The 18,326-nt window shown below is 42.9% G+C and carries 22 protein-coding genes and 1 other RNA gene; 8 read left to right on the forward strand and 15 right to left on the reverse strand.

Annotated features, from left to right (window positions below):
- Positions 1–15: 15 nt before the first annotated feature.
- Positions 16–339: a hypothetical protein gene (locus ABIB39_RS12290; RefSeq protein ID WP_354430385.1), complete on the reverse strand. Its 324-nt coding sequence runs from the start codon at positions 337–339 to the stop codon at positions 16–18.
- Positions 340–343: 4 nt separating this feature from the next.
- Positions 344–469, reverse strand: coding sequence for a hypothetical protein (locus ABIB39_RS12295; RefSeq protein ID WP_354430387.1), 126 nt, complete (start codon positions 467–469; stop codon positions 344–346).
- A gap of 343 nt (positions 470–812) precedes the next feature.
- Between ABIB39_RS12295 and ABIB39_RS12300 the strand changes: the two genes are divergently transcribed.
- Entirely contained in the window at positions 813–1,013 is a 201-nt protein-coding gene (locus ABIB39_RS12300; protein ID WP_354430389.1) for a hypothetical protein, read from the forward strand.
- A 191-nt stretch (positions 1,014–1,204) separates the two neighbouring features.
- On the opposite strand, the gene proC is transcribed toward ABIB39_RS12300, so the two are convergent.
- Both proC and argB read right to left on the reverse strand, forming a co-directional pair.
- Positions 1,205–2,020 carry a pyrroline-5-carboxylate reductase gene (gene proC / locus ABIB39_RS12305; protein WP_354430391.1) on the reverse strand — a complete coding sequence of 272 codons (816 nt, stop codon included), beginning with the start codon at positions 2,018–2,020 and terminating at the stop codon, positions 1,205–1,207.
- Between the two features lies 1 nt (position 2,021).
- Entirely contained in the window at positions 2,022–2,813 is a 792-nt protein-coding gene (gene argB / locus ABIB39_RS12310; RefSeq protein ID WP_354430393.1) for an acetylglutamate kinase, read from the reverse strand.
- 228 nt (positions 2,814–3,041) lie between these two features.
- On the opposite strand from argB, the gene ABIB39_RS12315 reads away from it, so the two are divergent.
- The 4 genes from ABIB39_RS12315 (at position 3,042) to ABIB39_RS12330 (ending at position 6,450) form a co-directional block, all read left to right on the forward strand.
- Positions 3,042–3,410: a BlaI/MecI/CopY family transcriptional regulator gene (locus ABIB39_RS12315; RefSeq protein ID WP_354430395.1), complete on the forward strand. Its 369-nt coding sequence runs from the start codon at positions 3,042–3,044 to the stop codon at positions 3,408–3,410.
- A 138-nt stretch (positions 3,411–3,548) separates the two neighbouring features.
- Positions 3,549–3,716, forward strand: a complete 168-nt coding sequence (locus tag ABIB39_RS12320) for a hypothetical protein (protein WP_354430397.1) — start codon at positions 3,549–3,551, stop codon at positions 3,714–3,716.
- Positions 3,717–3,879: 163 nt separating this feature from the next.
- Entirely contained in the window at positions 3,880–5,178 is a 1,299-nt protein-coding gene (locus ABIB39_RS12325; RefSeq protein ID WP_354430399.1) for an NAD(P)/FAD-dependent oxidoreductase, read from the forward strand.
- 27 nt (positions 5,179–5,205) lie between these two features.
- The gene (locus ABIB39_RS12330) at positions 5,206–6,450 is read left to right on the forward strand and encodes a cation:proton antiporter (RefSeq protein ID WP_354430401.1); all 1,245 of its coding nucleotides are present in this window, start codon (positions 5,206–5,208) and stop codon (positions 6,448–6,450) included.
- Here the strand turns inward: ABIB39_RS12330 and ABIB39_RS12335 are convergent.
- From ABIB39_RS12335 to ABIB39_RS12370, 8 genes are all read right to left on the reverse strand, one after another.
- Positions 6,447–7,064, reverse strand: a complete 618-nt coding sequence (locus ABIB39_RS12335; RefSeq protein WP_354430403.1) for an FMN-binding negative transcriptional regulator — start codon at positions 7,062–7,064, stop codon at positions 6,447–6,449. The two genes, ABIB39_RS12330 and ABIB39_RS12335, sit on opposite strands and share 4 nt — an antisense overlap.
- Positions 7,065–7,070: 6 nt before the next feature.
- Positions 7,071–7,448 (reverse strand): hypothetical protein, encoded by a 378-nt coding sequence (locus ABIB39_RS12340; RefSeq protein ID WP_354430405.1) that lies wholly within the window; start codon positions 7,446–7,448, stop codon positions 7,071–7,073.
- Between the two features lie 12 nt (positions 7,449–7,460).
- On the reverse strand, positions 7,461–8,411 hold the full coding sequence (locus ABIB39_RS12345) for a Rossmann-fold NAD(P)-binding domain-containing protein (RefSeq protein WP_354430407.1): 951 nt from the start codon (positions 8,409–8,411) through the stop codon (positions 7,461–7,463).
- Between the two features lie 76 nt (positions 8,412–8,487).
- On the reverse strand, positions 8,488–9,618 hold the full coding sequence (locus ABIB39_RS12350) for an aspartate aminotransferase family protein (RefSeq protein ID WP_354430409.1): 1,131 nt from the start codon (positions 9,616–9,618) through the stop codon (positions 8,488–8,490).
- Between the two features lie 109 nt (positions 9,619–9,727).
- On the reverse strand, positions 9,728–10,723 hold the full coding sequence (argC, locus tag ABIB39_RS12355; RefSeq protein ID WP_354430411.1) for an N-acetyl-gamma-glutamyl-phosphate reductase: 996 nt from the start codon (positions 10,721–10,723) through the stop codon (positions 9,728–9,730).
- Complete coding sequence (locus ABIB39_RS12360; protein ID WP_354430413.1) at positions 10,704–11,054, reverse strand: cupin domain-containing protein; 351 nt, start codon at positions 11,052–11,054, stop codon at positions 10,704–10,706. The genes argC and ABIB39_RS12360 overlap by 20 nt, the downstream gene beginning before the upstream one ends.
- 1 nt (position 11,055) lies before the next feature.
- Positions 11,056–12,252, reverse strand: coding sequence for an argininosuccinate synthase (gene argG, locus ABIB39_RS12365; protein ID WP_354430415.1), 1,197 nt, complete (start codon positions 12,250–12,252; stop codon positions 11,056–11,058).
- A gap of 80 nt (positions 12,253–12,332) precedes the next feature.
- On the reverse strand, positions 12,333–12,986 hold the full coding sequence (locus ABIB39_RS12370) for a GNAT family N-acetyltransferase (protein ID WP_354430417.1): 654 nt from the start codon (positions 12,984–12,986) through the stop codon (positions 12,333–12,335).
- 132 nt (positions 12,987–13,118) lie between these two features.
- Here ABIB39_RS12370 and ABIB39_RS12375 point away from each other — a divergent pair, with 132 nt between their 5' ends.
- Both ABIB39_RS12375 and ABIB39_RS12380 read left to right on the forward strand, forming a co-directional pair.
- The gene (locus ABIB39_RS12375; protein WP_354430419.1) at positions 13,119–13,361 is read left to right on the forward strand and encodes a hypothetical protein; all 243 of its coding nucleotides are present in this window, start codon (positions 13,119–13,121) and stop codon (positions 13,359–13,361) included.
- A gap of 101 nt (positions 13,362–13,462) precedes the next feature.
- Positions 13,463–15,073, forward strand: coding sequence for a beta-N-acetylhexosaminidase (locus ABIB39_RS12380; protein WP_354430421.1), 1,611 nt, complete (start codon positions 13,463–13,465; stop codon positions 15,071–15,073).
- 1 nt (position 15,074) lies between these two features.
- Here the strand turns inward: ABIB39_RS12380 and ABIB39_RS12385 are convergent, their stop codons facing one another.
- The 3 genes from ABIB39_RS12385 to ABIB39_RS12395 all read right to left on the reverse strand — a co-directional run bounded on the left by ABIB39_RS12385 (position 15,075) and on the right by ABIB39_RS12395 (position 17,036).
- A complete protein-coding gene (locus tag ABIB39_RS12385; RefSeq protein ID WP_354430423.1) occupies positions 15,075–16,028 on the reverse strand; it encodes a YpdA family putative bacillithiol disulfide reductase in 954 nt (317 codons plus the stop codon).
- Between the two features lie 112 nt (positions 16,029–16,140).
- Positions 16,141–16,239, reverse strand: an RNA gene (gene ffs / locus ABIB39_RS12390) — signal recognition particle sRNA small type.
- A gap of 194 nt (positions 16,240–16,433) precedes the next feature.
- Complete coding sequence (locus tag ABIB39_RS12395; RefSeq protein WP_354430425.1) at positions 16,434–17,036, reverse strand: 2'-5' RNA ligase family protein; 603 nt, start codon at positions 17,034–17,036, stop codon at positions 16,434–16,436.
- A gap of 71 nt (positions 17,037–17,107) precedes the next feature.
- Here ABIB39_RS12395 and dinB point away from each other — a divergent pair, with 71 nt between their 5' ends.
- Entirely contained in the window at positions 17,108–18,292 is a 1,185-nt protein-coding gene (gene dinB / locus ABIB39_RS12400) for a DNA polymerase IV (protein WP_354430427.1), read from the forward strand.
- Positions 18,293–18,326: the final 34 nt, after the last annotated feature.

The following is an 18,326-nucleotide window of genomic DNA, read 5'->3' on the forward strand; positions in this document are numbered from 1 at the left end:
AATTTATTAAAGAACTTAAGTCCTTGGCCTTTTTGGGTTAAACGCCACCAGATAATCAAGCTCATCTGCAATGATGGTACGTTTATCAACCTGGCTGTCGTCATTTGTGTAAGCTTGCTTAAGCCCGGCCTTAACAAGGTTTAAAACCTGTAACAATACCTCTGGCCCCATTTTGGTGGCATTGGTAGGGAAGTAATTACGCTGCAACTTTACCTTATCGGCAGTTGATGCCATGCTAAATTCCCAATTATCGTCGGCCTTAAAGCCGTGCTCTTTGGCAAGGTTATTTAACTCGTACAGGTACATTTTTGTTTGTAGCTCGATGCTTTGTTCGTTCATTTAATTATTTTTTGCTTGATGGATCGGAAGAAGCCGAACTTTTACCCGATTGATATGACGATTGTTTTTTGTTTACGTTTACGGTAGGCTGTTTTTTAACTTCCTTTACCGTTTTTCTGTCTTTACTCATGGCGTTAATATTTGATGTTTAAAAGAATCCCACAATTGAACGCAGCTATTCAATTTTAAGTACGGCAGTGCCATTAAAATGATTGCGCGGAGGGAGGAATTTCTTAAAGCTAATATTTATTTTTTGTAAATGTGCAAGTTTTACTTTTTTAATAAAACAGAGTGTAAACAGGCCAGAAAGCTTAAAAGATTATTATCTGATTTACAGCACGCTACCCATTTACATACTGTTTAAAAGATTTTATTTATAGGTAAATCCAATTAAAATACGTACATTGTGACAAAACAGGGCATTTGCTGACACAGGCAGGTGCTTTTTTTGTTCATTTAACCCCGATAAAACTATGGCTAAATCCCAGGCAACATTCATGAAGAAACAGCTCGAAAAAAACAGGGCAAAAAAGAAAGAAGATAAAGCACAACGTAAACAAGAGCGCCAGGAAAGCTCGACCGGTGGCGACTTAGACGGTATGATGGCTTATGTCAATGAATTTGGCGAGATAGTATCAACCCCACCAGAGAAGAAAACAAACGAACCGGATTAGTCCCGTTACGATCCTTTAGATGGCCTTGCCCCAATATTCTCCTAAAAGGGCAGCGCCTTTCTGTTAAACACAGTAATTATCTGCCATCACTTTGTATGCTTTCAGCATCTAATCAATCGGCTTCCACAAATCAAGAACTTTGCGTATAACATTGGTAGGTTTTGAGTGCTTTAAAATAAGCGTTTAAAAAATCACTCACTTTTATAAAGGGCACCGGCTTTCTCGGCAGATGTTTTGATACCTTTTATCATAGCCGAGCTAAAGCCATTATGTTCCATCTCGTTAAGGCCGGCAATGGTACAGCCCTTTGGCGATGTTACCTTGTCAATTTCCTGCTCGGGGTGCGATGCCAGTTGCAATAGGAGGTCGGCGGCACCTTTCGCAGTTTGTGCGGCCATTTTAAGGGCGTCATGCGCATGGAAACCAATTTCGGTACCACCTTGTGATGCAGCGCGGATAGCACGCAGGAAGAAAGCGATACCACAGGCACAAAGCGCCGTGGCCGATGTCATCAGTTCCTCGTTTATCTGGATGCTTACCCCAACGGTATCAAACAATGATAGCACCAAACTCGTATTTTCCGCCGATGCGTTATCGGTAGCAATGCAAGTCATGCTTTGCCCTATGGCGATAGCGGTATTAGGCATCGCGCGGATCACCTGCACATCCAACCCCAACTGTGTACGGATGTCCTGGCAACTAACACCCGATACCACAGAGATAAGCAGGTGTTTGGTTTGATTAGCAGCCGGTTTTATCTCGTCTAACAACTTATTCAATTGCTGCGGTAATATCGCTAATACCACAATATCAGCTTTTGTAACTGCTTCGGCATTGTTGGGAGTTACGTTATAGCCTTCATCTGCCAGGTTGCTTAACGCGGCTACATTACGGCGGGTTAGGGTAATTTGCTGGGGGGTAAAGATCCCAGCTTTTACCAGCCCTTTGGCTAACGCGAGCCCTATGTTACCGCTGCCTAATATGGCTATATGTTGTTGTGTTTCCATTTTATTTGCTTAAACGCGTACCAAAACTTTCTTTTTTCTCTAATTGCCCAAGGTTATCTGAGTGACCTATGATTACTGCCTTAACCCCACAGGCAATAGCAGTAAAGGCATTATCCAATTTAGGGATCATCCCGCTGTGGATGATCTGCTGCTGCTTCAATTCCTCGTACCGTTCGGGATTTATAGCCCTTATCAACGAATCCTCATCATTAATATCCTGCAAAACACCCTTTTTCTCGAAGCAGTAGATGAGCGTTGTTTCATATAATTTAGACAGGGCCACCGCCAGTGCCGATGCAATAGTATCGGCATTTGTGTTTAACAGCTGCCCCTCGCCATCGTGCGTTAGTGCACAAAAAACAGGGGTAAAGCCGCCATCTAATAACTTAGCAATGTTTTGGGGATTGATAGACCCCTCGAAAAGGTCGCCTGCGAAACCGTAGTCGATAGTTTTAACGGGGCGTTTTTTAGCGCGTATAAAATCACCGTCGGCACCGGTAAGGCCAATGGCATTATTACCATAGCGTTGTAACTGGGCTACCATGTTCTTATTGATTAACCCGCCGTAAACCATGGTGACGATACGCAGGGTATCTATATCGGTTATCCTGCGGCCCTCGATCAGCTTGGCCTCGACACCCATACTTTCCGAGATCTGGGTGGCAACCTTGCCGCCGCCGTGCACCAGGATCTTGACCCCATCCAGCGCGGTAAAATCTTTCAGGAAACGGTGCAGGTTTTCTGAGTTATCTATTACGTTACCGCCAATTTTGATGATGTGCAGGGCTTGCATACAGTATTATATATAAGTTCGATGGCAATTATAGTTATTTTTTGGGGATGGTGTAGGTTTTTTAACCACAAAGGCAATAGCGTTTTTCACAGAGGGCACAAAGTTATACATGGAAACCATTTCAATCTTTATAACTTATACTACAGCGTTCTCCTTGGTTAAAAATTAAAACACTTATAATCAACGATATATAATTTATAACTGAAATCTAAGTTATAAGTTTGATTTATGGAAGAGTTAACAAAAACAGAAGAGCGGGTAATGCAGGTACTTTGGAACCTGAAGAAGGCTTTTGTGAAGGACATCATTGAAGCTATGCCCGATGAGCCAAAGCCGCCGTATAACACTATATCGTCTGTAGTTAGACTGTTGGAAAAGAAGGGCTATGTAGATTACAAAGCCTACGGCAAAACCTACGAATACTTCCCTGCCATTAGCAAAGCCGACTACCGCAAGGCATCCTTCAAAAAAATGTTTACGGGATATTTTGATAACTCGGTAGACAGCCTTTTATCCTTTATGGTTAAAGAACAAAAACTGGGTGAGGACGATATCAAAAAAATTCAGGAAATGATAGATAAAAATTTAACACCATGAAAGCCATAATTTATCTGCTACAGGTGTCGGCATTTACCGGTATCTTTTATACTTTTTATTTTTTGCTGCTGCGCAGAAGTGCAGTTGTGGAGTCGAACGGTTATAAAATAAAATTCAACATAAAACCGTCTGCTCCCTTTGAACAAATTAGAATGGGGCGACCATGTTACCTTCCGTTTTGTGCACGAAGTTAAAACAGGCACCAAAGAATACACCGTTAATGATTGGGTAGCTATAAGCAATGACATTAAAGACTACGGCATCAAAAACCCGGACTATCTTTATAAGTTCTACGAGAAGATATAACCCGATGGTCATTAGATTTTCATAAAAGCACGAAGCTAAAACCTTCGTGCTTTTTACGTTTTAACTAAAAAAACTTCCATGTTAAAACACATATCCGCTTTATCCTGTTAGATGATAAACGAGCGGTTGTTTATTCGTTAATTTGCAGCCGGTTATATAACATATGGATAAAAAAAATAGCGCTTTGCCCCGCATTATTATTATTGGCGGCGGCTTTGGCGGCGTACAACTGGCTAAAAAATTAAAGGATGCACCGGTAGAGGTCCTTCTGCTGGATAAACATAATTACCACACTTTTCAGCCGCTGCTTTATCAGGTAGCTACGGGGGCTATCGAGGGCGATTCCATCGGTTTCCCTATCAGGCGTATCTTTAATAAGCAAAAGAATTTTACATTTCACCTGGCCGAAGTGCAAAGCATTGACACGGAGAAACAAATAGTTACCGCCAACATTGGCAATCTTAAATACGATTACCTGGTGATAGCCACCGGTGCCAACACTAATTACTTTGGCAATAAGGAACTGGAACGCAACACCATGCCCATGAAAAACGTGGCAGAGGCATTGAACATCCGTAGCCTGATCCTCCAAAACCTGGAGAAAGCACTGGTAACAGCCGATAAAGCAGAACGCGATGCCTTGCTTACCTTTGTAATAGTAGGGGGCGGACCAACAGGCGTGGAGCTTGCCGGAGCTATCTCAGAACTGCGCGAATTTATTTTATGTAAGGATTATCCCGGCCTTTGCAATGCCGATATGAAGGTATTTTTGGTCGAAGGCAAGGCCGAATTGTTAGCCGCCATGTCGCCGCAGGCATCCATCAAAGCCAAAAAGTTTTTGACGGATATGGATATCACCATCTACAATAGCGTGCACGTCGAGAGCTACAATGGAAGTCTGTTGAAAATTGACGACGGTACAACTATCAACACCCGCAATGTGTTTTGGGCGGCAGGTGTTAGGGGTGAAGTGCCAACCGGCATGCCCGAAGAAAGTGTGATGAAGGGCGGCCGCTTAGTTACCGACGAGATAAACCGTGTTAAAGGTTTCAGCAATGTATTTGCCATTGGCGATGTATCTGCCGTGGTTACCGAACAACATCCAATGGGTTTCCCGGGTGTGGCGCAGGTTGCCCTACAGCAGGGTAAGCATCTTGCTAAGAACATCACTAACCTCATCAACGGTGAGCCAACTACCGCATTTACTTATACCGATCTTGGTACTATGGCCACCATTGGCCGTAACAAAGCCGTTGCCGACCTGCATAAACTGCGTTTCCAAGGCTTTTTTGCATGGTTGTTGTGGATGTTCGTTCACTTAATGTCGCTTGCAGGGTTTAGCAACAAGGCCATTGTGTTTTTTAACTGGGCTGTTAACTACCTTACCCGCAACAGTGATAACAGGCTCATTATTCATTATTTTAAAACAGATACCATGACGATGGACCCGGTAGCGCGGTAAATTAGATAAGGAAATTACCGGATGAATATGTTCCTGATTATAGCGCTGCTCATCATCGTTAGCGCCGTGTACTCCTACATCAATGCGAGGTTCCTGAAACTACCGGGGACTATAGGGATAGTTACGCTCGCAATTTTAGGTTCCATTTTGACAATTATTATAGAAAGCCTTAACCCCGCTATAGCCAAACACCTTACTGTTTTAGCCAAGCATATTAATTTTTCTACCACGGTATTGAATATTATGTTGGGATTTTTATTGTTTGCCACGGCGTTTAATTTGGATACCCATAAGCTAAAACGGGAAATGCGACCTGTATTGATCTTAAGCACTTTAGGTGTAATTATCTCAACAGCAGCATTTGGTGGGTTATTTTATTGGATAACGGGGCTGATAGGTATTAAAGTGCCGTTTATTTATTGCCTGCTTTTTGGTGCGCTGGTATCACCAACTGACCCGGTTGCCGTAGCAGCGGTTATCAAAGGCTCCAAACTGCCTTCAAACCTCGAAACTATAATTTCCGGCGAATCGTTATTCAACGATGGTGTGGGTTTAGTATTATTCCTGTTGATATTAGAGGTAACACAATCCGGGGTAGACAACCTGGATGTTGGTAAAGCAATTTTACTTTTTACGCAGGAAGTTTTTGGAGGAATATTATTTGGGGCCATCACCGGGTGGCTGGCTTTTAAGTTGATGAAATCTGTAAATGATTTCCAGACCATAGTGTTGGTATCTTTGGCACTGGTTATGTTCGATTCTGTAATTGCATCCTACCTGCACTTATCAATACCATTAGCGGTAGTAACCGCGGGTTTATTTGTAGGTGGCCGTTCCATCAATGTTGATAATAAAGACCGTTCGCACCAGGCGTTAGAGAAATTTTGGTCGCTGATAGATGAGATCCTGAACGCTGTGCTTTTTGTGATGATTGGCCTGCAAATGGTGAATGTACCCTTCATAAGCAATTACTGGATAACCGGCGGCATAGCCATCGTGATTATACTGGGGGCAAGATGGATAAGTATTATGTTGCCGCTAACCTTTCTGCGGCGGTCATTAAACGTTAATTACAGCAGTATTAATATCCTTACCTGGGCAGGACTAAGAGGTGGGATCTCTATAGCGCTTGCATTGGCTTTACCGGCATCGCCATACCGGCATTTGATCCTGTCGGGAAGTTATTTTATCGTGATATTTTCTATTGTAGTGCAGGGATTATCGCTCAACAGGCTCATCAACGCTTCTTATAAAACAGAAACCAAAGATTAGGAATCTTTCTTCATAGCCGACATATACGCGGCAATTTCCTGATCATTTTTATCCAGTGAATCGCTTAAGGATGTGATGATGCTTTCGCGCTCGGTTGCTGTTCTGTTTTGGCTCAGTTTGCTTTTGCCTTGCAAGTCATCAACTAAAATCTCAAAGGCTATAATACCATCCATCATTTTAAGTTTATAATCATCCGGCAAGTTATCCCACTGCTCGCGATATCCTGCTTCATAAACGCCGATCATTTTCTCTAACAATTGGGCAACCTGGTCTTTGTCATCGATTATCGTTGCCGTGCCGTACGCGTGGATGGCGATATAATTCCAGGTAGGTACGTTGAGTTCTTTTTCGTAATTGGCAGGGGAGATGTAGGCATGCGGCTCTGTAAATATCACCAGGCTTGTTTCATTGAAAGCTGTTGCAGCTTGCGGGTTTGCTTTGGCAAAGTGAGAAATAAGAAGTAGCTGTTCGCCACGCTGTTCAACCAAAAAGGGCAGGTGAGTGGCCTCGGGTACACCGTTCAACATGGTAACTATCGTAGCGAAGCTATACTTCTGCATAAAGTTTATAGCTTCCTGATGGTCGGTTAGTTGAAAATGTTTAGGTGTATACATCAGCGACTAAAACCTTTGTTTATATTCTTTTACATGGTCTGGAAACTCATTTTCGTATAATGGATAAGCAATACCATCGATATAAATTTCAAACCCATCAGAATCCATACCAGAAATATAACATGGGGCACCCATGATATCGTTATTTTCGGTATCCAATATCCGTAAATTTGGTATGTTAAAAGTAGAGATCATTCTATCTTCAGGATAATCTGTAGTAGTGATGTTATTATTACGGGCATAATTTCTAAAGAAATTGTATCCTGATTTGATAGTCAAAAAATAAATTTTACCAAATACACAACCCATAGGAGCATCTGCTTTCTCAAAATAAGTATGGCCAATTTTTATATTGTCGAGGAAGATATTGTACATCTTATTCATAACTAAAGCATTTTACAACGCTTCTAACATTTGTTTTAGCACAGCTTGCGCAGCCCAAATACGGTTGCCGGCTTCGTGGATCACTATGGATCTTGGCCCGTCCAGTATCTCTGAAGATAGCTCCAGGTCGCGACGAACTGGCAGGCAGTGCATTACTTTGGCATTCGGCGCTACAGCATCCAATTTAGCATTGGTAAGCATCCAATTTTCGTTGCCAGCGGTTACCGCACCATAAGGCTCATAAGCCGACCAGTTTTTTACGTAGATAAAATCCGCGTCCTTTAGTGCTTCATCCTGGTTATAGGTGATGGTTGCGCCTTTTGTAAAATCGGCATTAAGCCCGTATCCTGCCGGGTGGGTAATGGTAAAATCCACATCAGCCTGGCACATCCATTCGGCAAAAGAATTTGGCACAGCCTGCGGCAGGGCCTTAATATGCGGCGCCCACGTTAATACCACCTTAGGGCGGGCTTTGGTTTTTAATTCTTCGATGGTAACCAGGTCGGCAAGGCTTTGCAATGGGTGGCGCGTAGCTGATTCTAAACTAACCACGGGCACTTTGCAAAACTCAACGAATTTGTTAAAAATGGTTTCGCTGTAATCTTCTTCCCGATCTTTTAACCCGGGGAAAGAACGCACGCCAATAATGTCAGAATATTCGCCCATAACACCTGCGGCTTCGCGGATATGCTCCACAGTAGTACCGTTCATGATCACGTTATCGCGCAGCTCAAGTGCCCAACCTTCTTTATCTATGTTCAGCACAATTACGTTCATGCCTAAATTTGCACCGGCCTTTTGGGTGCTCATGCGGGTACGCAGGCTGGGGTTAAGAAAAACAAGACTTAACGTTTTATTTTTACCTAAATGCTGGTGCGCGTATGGGTTTTGTTTCATTTGCAATGCTTCGGCAACCAGCGCCCTTACATCTTTAACATCGTTTACCGAAGAGAATAGTTTCATGAGAACCTGTTTAACCGCACCTTAAATCCCGTTCCGGGAAGTGGGACTTTGATGATTTTGTTGTAAATATATCTAATTACGAGTTATTTAAAGTTGTATCAAATGCTTCCAGGAACCTGTCGGCAAAAGCTTTGGTAAGGTTTAATGCCGGGAGTAGCCTAACCACGTTTGGTTTAGCTTCGCCGGTGAAGATCCTGTGTTTAAACAACAGGTCTTTTTTAACGTTGCTCAATTCTTCCGGCAGGTCGATGCCAATCATCAGGCCGCGGCCACGCACTTCTTTTACCTTGTCAAATTTCTTTAGCTCTTCAATCAGGTAGCCACCAACCTCTGCCGCGTTTTGCATTAGGTTATCGCGTTCAATAACTTCAAGTACGGCTAAACCTGCGGCGCAAGCCAGGTGGTTGCCACCAAAGGTAGTACCCAGCATACCATAAGAAGGGGCGATTTTTGGTGAGATAATGATCCCGCCAACAGGGAAGCCATTACCCATACCCTTAGCCATAGAATATATATCGGCATTGATGCCGGCAAAATCATGGGAGAAGAATTTACCTGTACGGCCATAACCGCACTGTATCGAATCGGCTATAAAAACAGCGTTATGGGTATCGCAAAGTGACCTTATCTTTTGCAGGAAACGCACAGGCGCAACCTGTATGCCGCCAACACCCTGTATGCCTTCGATGATAACGGATGATACCTCGTTATTTTTGAACGCTTCTTCCAACGCCGCTTCATCATTCCACGGCAGGAATATTACATTGTCGGTCTCATTTATTGGCGCCACGATCTTTGGGTTGTCCGTAACGGCAACCGCCAATGATGTACGACCATGGAAGGCTTTCCTAAACGCGATTACCTTCTTTTTACCGTTATAAAAAGAAGCCAGTTTTAAGGCGTTCTCGTTAGCTTCTGCACCAGAATTACAAAGGAATAGTTGATAGTCTTCTTTACCGGAAACATGACCGAGTTTTTCTGCAAGTTGCGTTTGCAACGGGATCTCGATAGAGTTGGAGTAAAAACCTATCTGGTGTAGTTGGTCTTCCAATCGCTTTACGTAATGCGGGTTGGTATGGCCGATAGAAATTACCGCGTGCCCACCGTAAAGGTCAAGGTACTCAATGCCCTTATCGTCATAAACAAGGCTGCCCATGCCACGGGTAATATTTATATTATTTATAGGATAAACGTCGAATAATTTCATTTGTGTTAAGCTTGAGGCTGAAAGCTAAAAGACCAAAGCTTTTGTTTCAGCACATTATAAGAACAATTAAAGCTTTTCGCTTTAGACCTTCTACTTTGGGGCTTTCGGCTTAAAAGCCGGTCGCCTTAAGTCGTAATCCTGCGCGTTCATCCAGGCCAAACATGATGTTCATGTTTTGAACCGCCTGGCCACTCGCGCCTTTAAGTAAGTTATCCATTATGCTGATAATAAAGATCTTATTATCGTGTTTTTTAACCTGTATAAAGCATTTGTTGGTATTCACAATTTGTTTAAGGTCGATATCTTTATTGGTTACATGCGTAAACGGATGGCTTGCATAATAATCCTTATAAAGGTTTAAAACATCCGCTTCGCTTAGGTCGCTTTCGGTATAAATGGAAGCGATGATTCCACGTGTAAAGCCACCCCGGTATGGCACAAAGTTAAGTTCTTTATCAAAACCAGCTTGTAATTGTCTTAACGACTGGCTTATTTCACCCAAATGCTGGTGATTAAATACTTTGTAGACAGACAGGTTATCGTTCCTCCAGGTAAAGTGCGAAGTAGGCGAAAGGCTTTGCCCTGCACCTGTAGATCCCGTGGTTGCGGTAATATGCACTTCGTTATCCAGCAAACCTTTGCTTGCAAGCGGTAACAAACCTAATTGTAAACAGGTTGCAAAACAACCCGGGTTGGCAATGTTATCTGCAGATCTAATTTCTTCCCTGTTTAGCTCCGGAAGACCGTACGTAAAGTTTTTACTTTTGAATTTTGAATTTTGATTTAAACGGAAATCCTGGCTCAGGTCAATTATTTTGATATGCTCCGGGATCGCGTTTGCCTCTAAAAACTTTTTAGCATCGCCATGGCCGACACATAAGAATAGCACATCGATATTGTAAGCTAACTGATCGGTAAATTGCAAAGTAGTATCGCCAAACAGATCAGTATGTACATCGTAAACGTGGTTGCCCGCGTTACTGTTGCTATGCACAAATACGATTTCCACATCGGGGTGGTTAATCAGGATCCGCAGCATTTCGCCGCCGGTATAACCCGCGCTGCCAACAATGCCTGCCTTTATTTTAGAGGTTGATTCTGTCATTTTTTGTAGATGGTGATGAGTACAAGATAAATTCGAGGTCGCTGCTTTCTTTATTGCTTACAAAGTGGTGCTGCCCCGGTTTAATTTCTATGCCCTGCTCGGGTTTTAAAACGCTTATAATTCCATCAATGGAAAAGGTTGCCCTGCCTTTAAGGATAAAGAAAAACTGCGAAGCTTTTTCGTGATAATGCTTTTTCTCGGCGGTATCCGGCGGCATCAATTCCTGTTTTATCGATAATGCATCGGTATCAACATAATTCCAGCCGTAGCAATCGTCGCCCCATTTATAGGTGCTTAAACATTCGCTTCTAGAAAAGATGGGGTTCTCCATATTATTGTTCCTGTCCGTTTACTTTATGGTAGATCATTACCTGGTTACCAAATATCTTGCTGAAGCCTTTTACATCTTCGCCGCTCCATGAATTATTCATCTCTCCGTAGCTGCCAAATTTATTGCTCATCAGGTCATGGTCCGACTCGATACCGATCACCTGGAAACGGTACGGGTGTAACTCGACAAACACCTTACCACTCACATTCTTTTGCGTGTCGGTAAGGAAAGCCTCCATGTTACGCATAATAGGATCGTGGAACTGCCCTTCGTGCAGCCAGTTGCCATAGAAAGCAGATAATTGATCTTTCCATGACAACTGCCATTTGGTAAGCACATGTTTCTCTAAAGTATGATGCGCTTTTATAATTACCATTGGCGCGGCAGCTTCAAAACCTACACGTCCCTTTATACCGATTATCGTATCACCTACGTGGATATCGCGGCCAATCCCGTAAGGTTGTGCGATAGCTTGTAATGCCTGTATGGCTTTGGTTGGATGGTCATATTTTTCATTATCGATGCCAACCAATTCGCCTTGCTCAAATACAAGCTCTAAAGTTTTGGGCTCTGATGCGGTAACCTGTGTAGGCCACGCATCTTCGGGTAGGCCTAAGTTGGAGGTTAAAGTTTCTTTACCACCTACCGATGTGCCCCAGATACCTTTGTTGATGGAGTACTTCGCTTTCTCGAAGTTCATTTCAACGCCGTGTTTCTTCAGGTATTCTATCTCGGCTTCGCGGCTTAGTTTAAGGTCGCGGATAGGGGTAATGATCTTAACCTCGGGCACCAATATGTTAAAGATCATATCGAAACGCACCTGGTCGTTACCAGCGCCTGTGCTGCCATGGGCAACAAATTCGGCACCAATTTCTTTGGCGTAATTGGCAATTGCAGTTGCCTGGCTAACCCGTTCGGCACTTACCGAAAGAGGATAGGTGTTATTTTTTAATACGTTACCGTATATCAAAAAGCGTACGCAAGTGTTATAGAAATTTTCGGTCTCGTTTACCACGTGGTGAGAGGTTACGCCCATTTGGTAGGCACGTTCTTCAACGCCCTTAAGCTCTTCATCACTAAAACCACCTGTGTTTACAAGTACCGAGTGAACTTCGTAACCCAGATCGCGTGTTAAATAAATACAGCAAAATGAGGTATCTAATCCGCCGCTGTATGCCAGTACTACTTTCTTTTTCATGTTTTTATATTCTTAAAACCGCGATACTTCGCGTCTTCTATTAGTATTCTTCGGAGGCGCGGAGTATGCGTCTTTACAATTTAACTTAAAGAGACTATTTTCTCCAAGCGCTTCTTAAATGCCGCCTCAATCCGTTCAAGCAACGTGGCCTTGTGCGTTATCTTTTGCATTTTTTCTTCATATTGTTTCTGAACAACTTCCGGGTCAAATAGCATGGCTGTGCACATGCAGTTCTTACGGTCTTTACTCATCAAAATATCATAATTAACGCAGCTGCGGCAGCCTTTCCAAAAATCCTCTTCCTGGGTAAGTTCAGAATAGGTAACAGGTTCGTAACCTATCTCCGAGTTTATTTTCATCACAGCCAAACCCGTGGTCAATCCAAAAAGCTTAGCCTCGGGGTATTTTTTGCGCGATAGTTCAAATATTTTATGCTTAATGGCTTTAGCTAAACCTGCTTTACGATAAATAGGGTTCACGATCAAACCCGAGTTGGCAACAAAGTCGCCGTGGCTCCAGGTCTCGATATAGCAGAAGCCAGCCCATGTGCCATCCTTGTGCAAAGCAATTACCGCTTTGCCTTCCAGCATTTTATTGGCAACATACTCGGGCGAACGCTGGGCTATACCCGTACCACGCGCCTTGGCCGATTCTGCCATTTCATCACATATCATAGGCGCAAAATCTGCATGTTGTGCAGTGGCTACGGTTATGTCAAAATCTTGTATGGTCATTATTGTAGTAAAAATTACCGGTAAATTATTGGCTGTAAGCCATAATAATTAAAGGGACATTGTTTAAAGAAGTTTAAAAGCCTTCTTTATCGCAGGGAAGGGGTAGACTATAGCCTAATTAAAACCCGTGGGATGAACAATCGTCGTCGGGTGGTGGGAGAGAAAAATAAAACAAAAGAAAATAAAGCAGTGGCAACCATAGCAAAAAACGCGTTGGTATCCATCCTGTTTATGTTTTGTTTGATCATTTTATGTAAAGTGTTATACTTTTTAAATTTTGTGCAAATTATTGCATTAAATTTTACTTATGCAAGAAAAAACTGTTATAATTTGCCTGTAGCCACAAAACATTACAATCAGGAAATGTTAATATAACAGATAGACCGTTGGTCTGACAAATGGGGTTAAATCGTTTAAACTCATTTTTAATTTAGTTCAGATCAACTATTACCATAAATATGTACATTAGTTGGCCTATGAAAATGAGATTTCTGATCATCCTTTTTTTGATGCCTGGCTTTTGCATCGCACAATCTATTATACCCCAACCTGTTTACAGTAAAAAAAGCACAAGCGATTTTGATTTGAAAAGTGCAACCCAAATTGGTTATAATGATAAATCTTTAGGCCCGTTAGCAAAATACCTGGAGGGACAAATTTACTTAACATGTAAAGTAAAAATAAAGCGTCCTGCTGGGGTGCATCCAGGTTTGTTTCTCCGTTTAAAAAAGTCGACAGGCCATATCATTAACGGATCTTATAAATTAAGTGTAAATGGGGGCGGAGTTCATATAGAATCTGCCGATAGCGAAGGCATATTTAATGGGATACAATCTTTACTGCAACTGATAAATATCAATACAAAAACCATCTCCGGTATGGAGATAAATGATGCCCCGCGTTATCAATGGCGTGGCTTTATGCTTGACGAATCCCGACATTTTTTTGGGAAGACCAAGGTAAAGCAGCTACTTAACATAATGGCACGCTATAAACTGAACAAGTTTCATTGGCATTTAACGGATAGCCACGGCTGGCGTTTGCAGATCAGGAAATATCCAAAACTTACCACCATTGGCGGTATAGGTAACTTTACCGATAGTACCGCCGCCGCCCAATATTACACACAGGCCGATATCCGCGAGATTGTTGCTTACGCCAAAGTGCGCTTCATAGAGGTAATACCCGAAATTGATATGCCCGGTCATGCAAGCGCTGCCAATAAAGCATATCCGCAATATAGCGGAGGGAGTGTGGCCGGTTACCCCAACTTTACTTTCGATCCATCAAAAGAACAAACGTATAAATACTTATCAACCATTATCAAAGAAACCAATAGCCTTTTCCCTGCTAAGATGATCCACTTAGGCGGCGATGAAGTTTTTCTTGGTATACAGGCGTGGTTAAAAAAGCCAGATATAACGAAAATGATGGCAAAGCATGGCTTTAAAACGCCATCCGAACTTGAGCGTTATTTTTTTAGGCGGATGGGAGATACTGTAATAAAGTTAGGCAGCAAGGTGCTTTGCTGGGATGAAGCTGTTGAAACTGACCTTCCGCACGATAAAACAATAGTATTTTGGTGGCGGCAAAACAAGCCTCAAAGCCTTAAACTGGCGCTGAGTAAAAATTACCAGGTAGTGCTTTGCCCACGCCTGCCCATGTATTTTGATTTTGTGCAGGATAGTACCCATATATCCGGCCGTAAATGGGATAGTACAAAAGTTGTCGGTTATCAGTTACAGGGAAGGTTTAATACCGTACATGATGTTTACAACTTCCCTGATAAATACTTTAACGGCCAAGAACTGAACTCTGAAAATATTATTGGCATACAAGCCAACCTATGGACAGAAACTGTAGGTACTCAAAAAAGATTAGATTATCTGATATTCCCGCGTATAGCGGCGCTGGCAGAAGCTGCATGGAGTACGGCGGCAAATAAAAATGAAGCTAACTTAGATGATAAACTTAAAGCAGAAATAAAATGGTATAAAATGGCAGGGGTTTATTATTATAACCCATTCAATCAGGTAGAACACCCCGAGGTGATTGATTTTGCCCCAAAGAAAGCCATAAAAGATTAAATTACTTAGCCACAATGTCCGCGATGATCATATCCGCGTGGATGCGCGAGTTCTCGATAAACCAAAGGTGCGTATCTAACCCGCCTACAACAACCCCTGCCAGGTACAAGCCGGGTTGATTCGTTTCCATTGTATCGGGATTATAGGTGGGGATGAACTTATCTTCTGTTAGCCGGATGCCGATCTTCTTCAAGAAATCAAAGTTGGGTTTGTAGCCCGTCATGGCCATTACAAAATCGTTGGGGATGGTTACCTTGCCTTCGGGCGTATCAATATCAACCTCGTTTTGGCGCACCTCTGCAAGGCTCGAATTAAAATAGGCTTTGATAGTGCCTTCTTTAATGCGGTTAATAATATCCGGCCTTACCCAATATTTAACCCGGCTACTTACTTCGGCACCGCGGATAATTAAAGTGACCTCAGCGCCTTTACGGTAAGTTTCTAAAGCCACATCTATAGCCGAATTGCTGCTGCCTACCACCACAACTTTTTGCGAAGTGTAGTAATGCGGGTCCTGGTAGTAATGTTTAACCTTTGGCAGATTTTCGCCGGGGATATCCAGGTTTACAGCAATGTCATAAAAGCCTGTGGATAGGATCACCTTTTTAGCCTGATAGGTGTCTTTGCTTGTGGTGACCTCATACCCCCCATTGACCGGGTTAACATTTGTTACTTCCTCAAATAAGTTTAGCGGCAGGTTGTTTGAAAGGGCAACACGGCGGTAATACTCCAATGCATCATTACGGGTGGGCTTATTATGTACGGTTACAAATGGCACACCACCGATCTCCAATTTTTCCGAAGTGGAGAAGAACGTCATGGTAGAAGGGTAGTTGTACAGCGAATTTACCAGGCAGCCTTTCTCGACGATCACAAAACTTAGACCGGCTTTTTGGGCTGCAAGTCCGCATGCTAAACCAATGGGGCCACCGCCTATAATGAGTATATCGAGCATAGGGCGAAGATAGGCAGATTACGGCTAATTAATATCGAATAATGAATGTTGAATGTCAAATTTGAAGGGAACCTTCATTTGCTGAGGAGAGAGCAAAGTATAAAAAACAAAAATGGGATAAGCTACTTTTATCGCGCCGCTCAACTCTTTACCCTTGCTGTGTTCCCACCCTGGGGGAGTTCAAGAGGAGCTGGCCGTAAAAGACTTATCCCGCCGCAAAGATAGAAAAAGGATGCATTTTAGGTTAAGAAATTATTAAAAAATGAAATTTAGCAGTGGAGGGGTTGATAATCAGAGGGGTAAAAATCAAACAACTTGTCATGCTGAACGATAGTGAAGCATCTACTCGCCGATATGCATGTTGTAAATTATATTCTTCGCTATCGTTCAGAATGACCAAAAATCTCAAAACAAATCGATCTGTTTCTGTACATCGCCTTTTACACCTACTTCGTCCAAACCCTTCATACCTCTAAACCCAAAGGTTCTAAAAGAATCCCAGGTAGGCGAGCCGCCGAAGGTTTCGCGCTTAACAATTTTGAGCTCTTTGATCCAGAATGGCTCCACAACCTTTTTATGTTTAAAGTGCGGCCAAAGTGTATTAAAATGCCCCTCGGATATATTCCTGACTACCGTAACATGCGGCACCAAAGTTTTGCGGATGCTCAGGTTTTTTCTGAGCAGGGTAAACCAGGCATCAACAGCCGGGGTAATGCGGATGTGCGCGTAAATGGTGTATTGATTATGCAAATGGGCAAAATATTTAAACCCATCAATATGTAGCAAAACCGGCGGCATAATATTAATGGCCCGTTCAATTTGCGATACGGTATGATCGGCATAATAGGGCTTCTGCCGCTCCATGTGCATTACCGAAATATGCGCGGGCGATGCCATACTTTTAAATTCGCCAATATGCTTTACGGATGCTTTTTTGTACTTGCCAATAAGTATTTTAATGGGTTCGGGTGGCGAAAGGAGAAAAAGATAGTCGGCATAGCTTGTCATATATCGGTGAATTATCGATACAAATTTTACTAAATATTTTAGCAATTCAAATTATATTTTCATATTTGTGAATGGATGCTAAGCGGCATATTGTACATATCGATCTTGATTCGTTCTTCGTATCTGTAGAGCGGAAATTCAACCCATTGCTTATCGGTAAGCCTGTAATTATAGGCGGCTCTGCAGATAGGGGCGTGGTGGCATCTTGCAGTTATGAGGCCCGTAAGTTTGGTGTACACTCTGCTATGCCGACAAGGCAGGCGCTTAAACTGTGCCCGCAAGCTATAGTCATCCATGGCACACATGGGCGGTATTCGGAGGCATCACGAGAGGTTACCCAGATCATCCATGACATGGTGCCGTTATACCAAAAATCATCGGTAGATGAGTTTTATATCGACCTGAGCGGGATGGAGCGTTTCCATGACCCGTTTAAACTCGCCTGCGAATTGCGGCAGAAAGTTATCCGAGATACAGGGCTGCCTATTTCTTTCGGGATGGCATCGGGCAAAACGGTTGCTAAAATGGCAACCAACCAGGCAAAACCTAACGGGCAGCTTTGGATCCAACATGGGCAGGAGAAAGCTTTTTTAGCGCCGCTCAATATCAGTAAAATCCCCGGACTTGGTGAAAGCACCGCGCAAAAGCTTTATCAATATGGTATCGAAAAAATTGGTGACCTGCAGCGGGTAAACCTGAAATTCCTGGAAGCGGTTTTTGGCAAAATGGGATTGTATATTTACAACAAAGCGAATGGGATTGATGATAGCGAGATTATCCCGCATGGCGACCGTAAGTCAATTTCAACAGAAACCACTTTCCACAACGATGTGAACGATAAGCGCACCCTTGAAAATATGTTGGTAAGCATGACGGAAGAATTGGCGGGAAAGCTACGCCGCGAAAACAAGGTATCGTCCTGCCTTGCTATCAAGATCCGTTACGCCAACTTTGAAACGCATACCCAGCAAACCAAAATAGCCCTTACCGCTGCAGAACATATCCTAATCCCCGGCATCAAAAATTTGCTTAACAAAGCATGGAACCAGCATCGGCCCATCCGGCTGATTGGTGTGAAACTAAGCAACCTTTGCCCCGGCAGTTACCAGATAAACCTTTTTGAGGATAACGAAGAACGCATTAAACTTTACCAGGCGATGGATGATATCAATTTCCGATTCGGCGATAAAACCATTTGCCGTGCCGCGGGTATGGAGATAGGAGCACGGACTTTTAACCCGTTTTTGAAGGGATAGAATTAATGTGCAGGTAATTTATACATAATCTGCA

Origin of the sequence: Mucilaginibacter sp. UYP27 (assembly GCF_040547175.1) — a bacterium.
Taxonomy (GTDB): domain Bacteria; phylum Bacteroidota; class Bacteroidia; order Sphingobacteriales; family Sphingobacteriaceae; genus Mucilaginibacter.

Coding starts and splice junctions, on each gene's coding strand:
- ABIB39_RS12335 (WP_354430403.1), bottom strand. CDS start 7,064: ATGTATACACCTAAACATTTTCAACTAACCGACCATCAGGAAGCTATA.
- ABIB39_RS12290 (WP_354430385.1), bottom strand. CDS start 339: ATGAACGAACAAAGCATCGAGCTACAAACAAAAATGTACCTGTACGAG.
- ABIB39_RS12325 (WP_354430399.1), top strand. CDS start 3,880: ATGGATAAAAAAAATAGCGCTTTGCCCCGCATTATTATTATTGGCGGC.
- ABIB39_RS12330 (WP_354430401.1), top strand. CDS start 5,206: ATGTTCCTGATTATAGCGCTGCTCATCATCGTTAGCGCCGTGTACTCC.
- ABIB39_RS12345 (WP_354430407.1), bottom strand. CDS start 8,411: ATGAAACTATTCTCTTCGGTAAACGATGTTAAAGATGTAAGGGCGCTG.
- argC (WP_354430411.1), bottom strand. CDS start 10,723: ATGACAGAATCAACCTCTAAAATAAAGGCAGGCATTGTTGGCAGCGCG.
- ABIB39_RS12380 (WP_354430421.1), top strand. CDS start 13,463: ATGAAAATGAGATTTCTGATCATCCTTTTTTTGATGCCTGGCTTTTGC.
- ABIB39_RS12375 (WP_354430419.1), top strand. CDS start 13,119: ATGAACAATCGTCGTCGGGTGGTGGGAGAGAAAAATAAAACAAAAGAA.
- ABIB39_RS12360 (WP_354430413.1), bottom strand. CDS start 11,054: ATGGAGAACCCCATCTTTTCTAGAAGCGAATGTTTAAGCACCTATAAA.
- proC (WP_354430391.1), bottom strand. CDS start 2,020: ATGGAAACACAACAACATATAGCCATATTAGGCAGCGGTAACATAGGG.
- dinB (WP_354430427.1), top strand. CDS start 17,108: ATGGATGCTAAGCGGCATATTGTACATATCGATCTTGATTCGTTCTTC.
- ABIB39_RS12340 (WP_354430405.1), bottom strand. CDS start 7,448: ATGAATAAGATGTACAATATCTTCCTCGACAATATAAAAATTGGCCAT.
- argG (WP_354430415.1), bottom strand. CDS start 12,252: ATGAAAAAGAAAGTAGTACTGGCATACAGCGGCGGATTAGATACCTCA.
- ABIB39_RS12300 (WP_354430389.1), top strand. CDS start 813: ATGGCTAAATCCCAGGCAACATTCATGAAGAAACAGCTCGAAAAAAAC.
- argB (WP_354430393.1), bottom strand. CDS start 2,813: ATGCAAGCCCTGCACATCATCAAAATTGGCGGTAACGTAATAGATAAC.
- ABIB39_RS12315 (WP_354430395.1), top strand. CDS start 3,042: ATGGAAGAGTTAACAAAAACAGAAGAGCGGGTAATGCAGGTACTTTGG.
- ABIB39_RS12385 (WP_354430423.1), bottom strand. CDS start 16,028: ATGCTCGATATACTCATTATAGGCGGTGGCCCCATTGGTTTAGCATGC.
- ABIB39_RS12350 (WP_354430409.1), bottom strand. CDS start 9,618: ATGAAATTATTCGACGTTTATCCTATAAATAATATAAATATTACCCGT.
- ABIB39_RS12295 (WP_354430387.1), bottom strand. CDS start 469: ATGAGTAAAGACAGAAAAACGGTAAAGGAAGTTAAAAAACAGCCTACC.
- ABIB39_RS12395 (WP_354430425.1), bottom strand. CDS start 17,036: ATGACAAGCTATGCCGACTATCTTTTTCTCCTTTCGCCACCCGAACCC.
- ABIB39_RS12370 (WP_354430417.1), bottom strand. CDS start 12,986: ATGACCATACAAGATTTTGACATAACCGTAGCCACTGCACAACATGCA.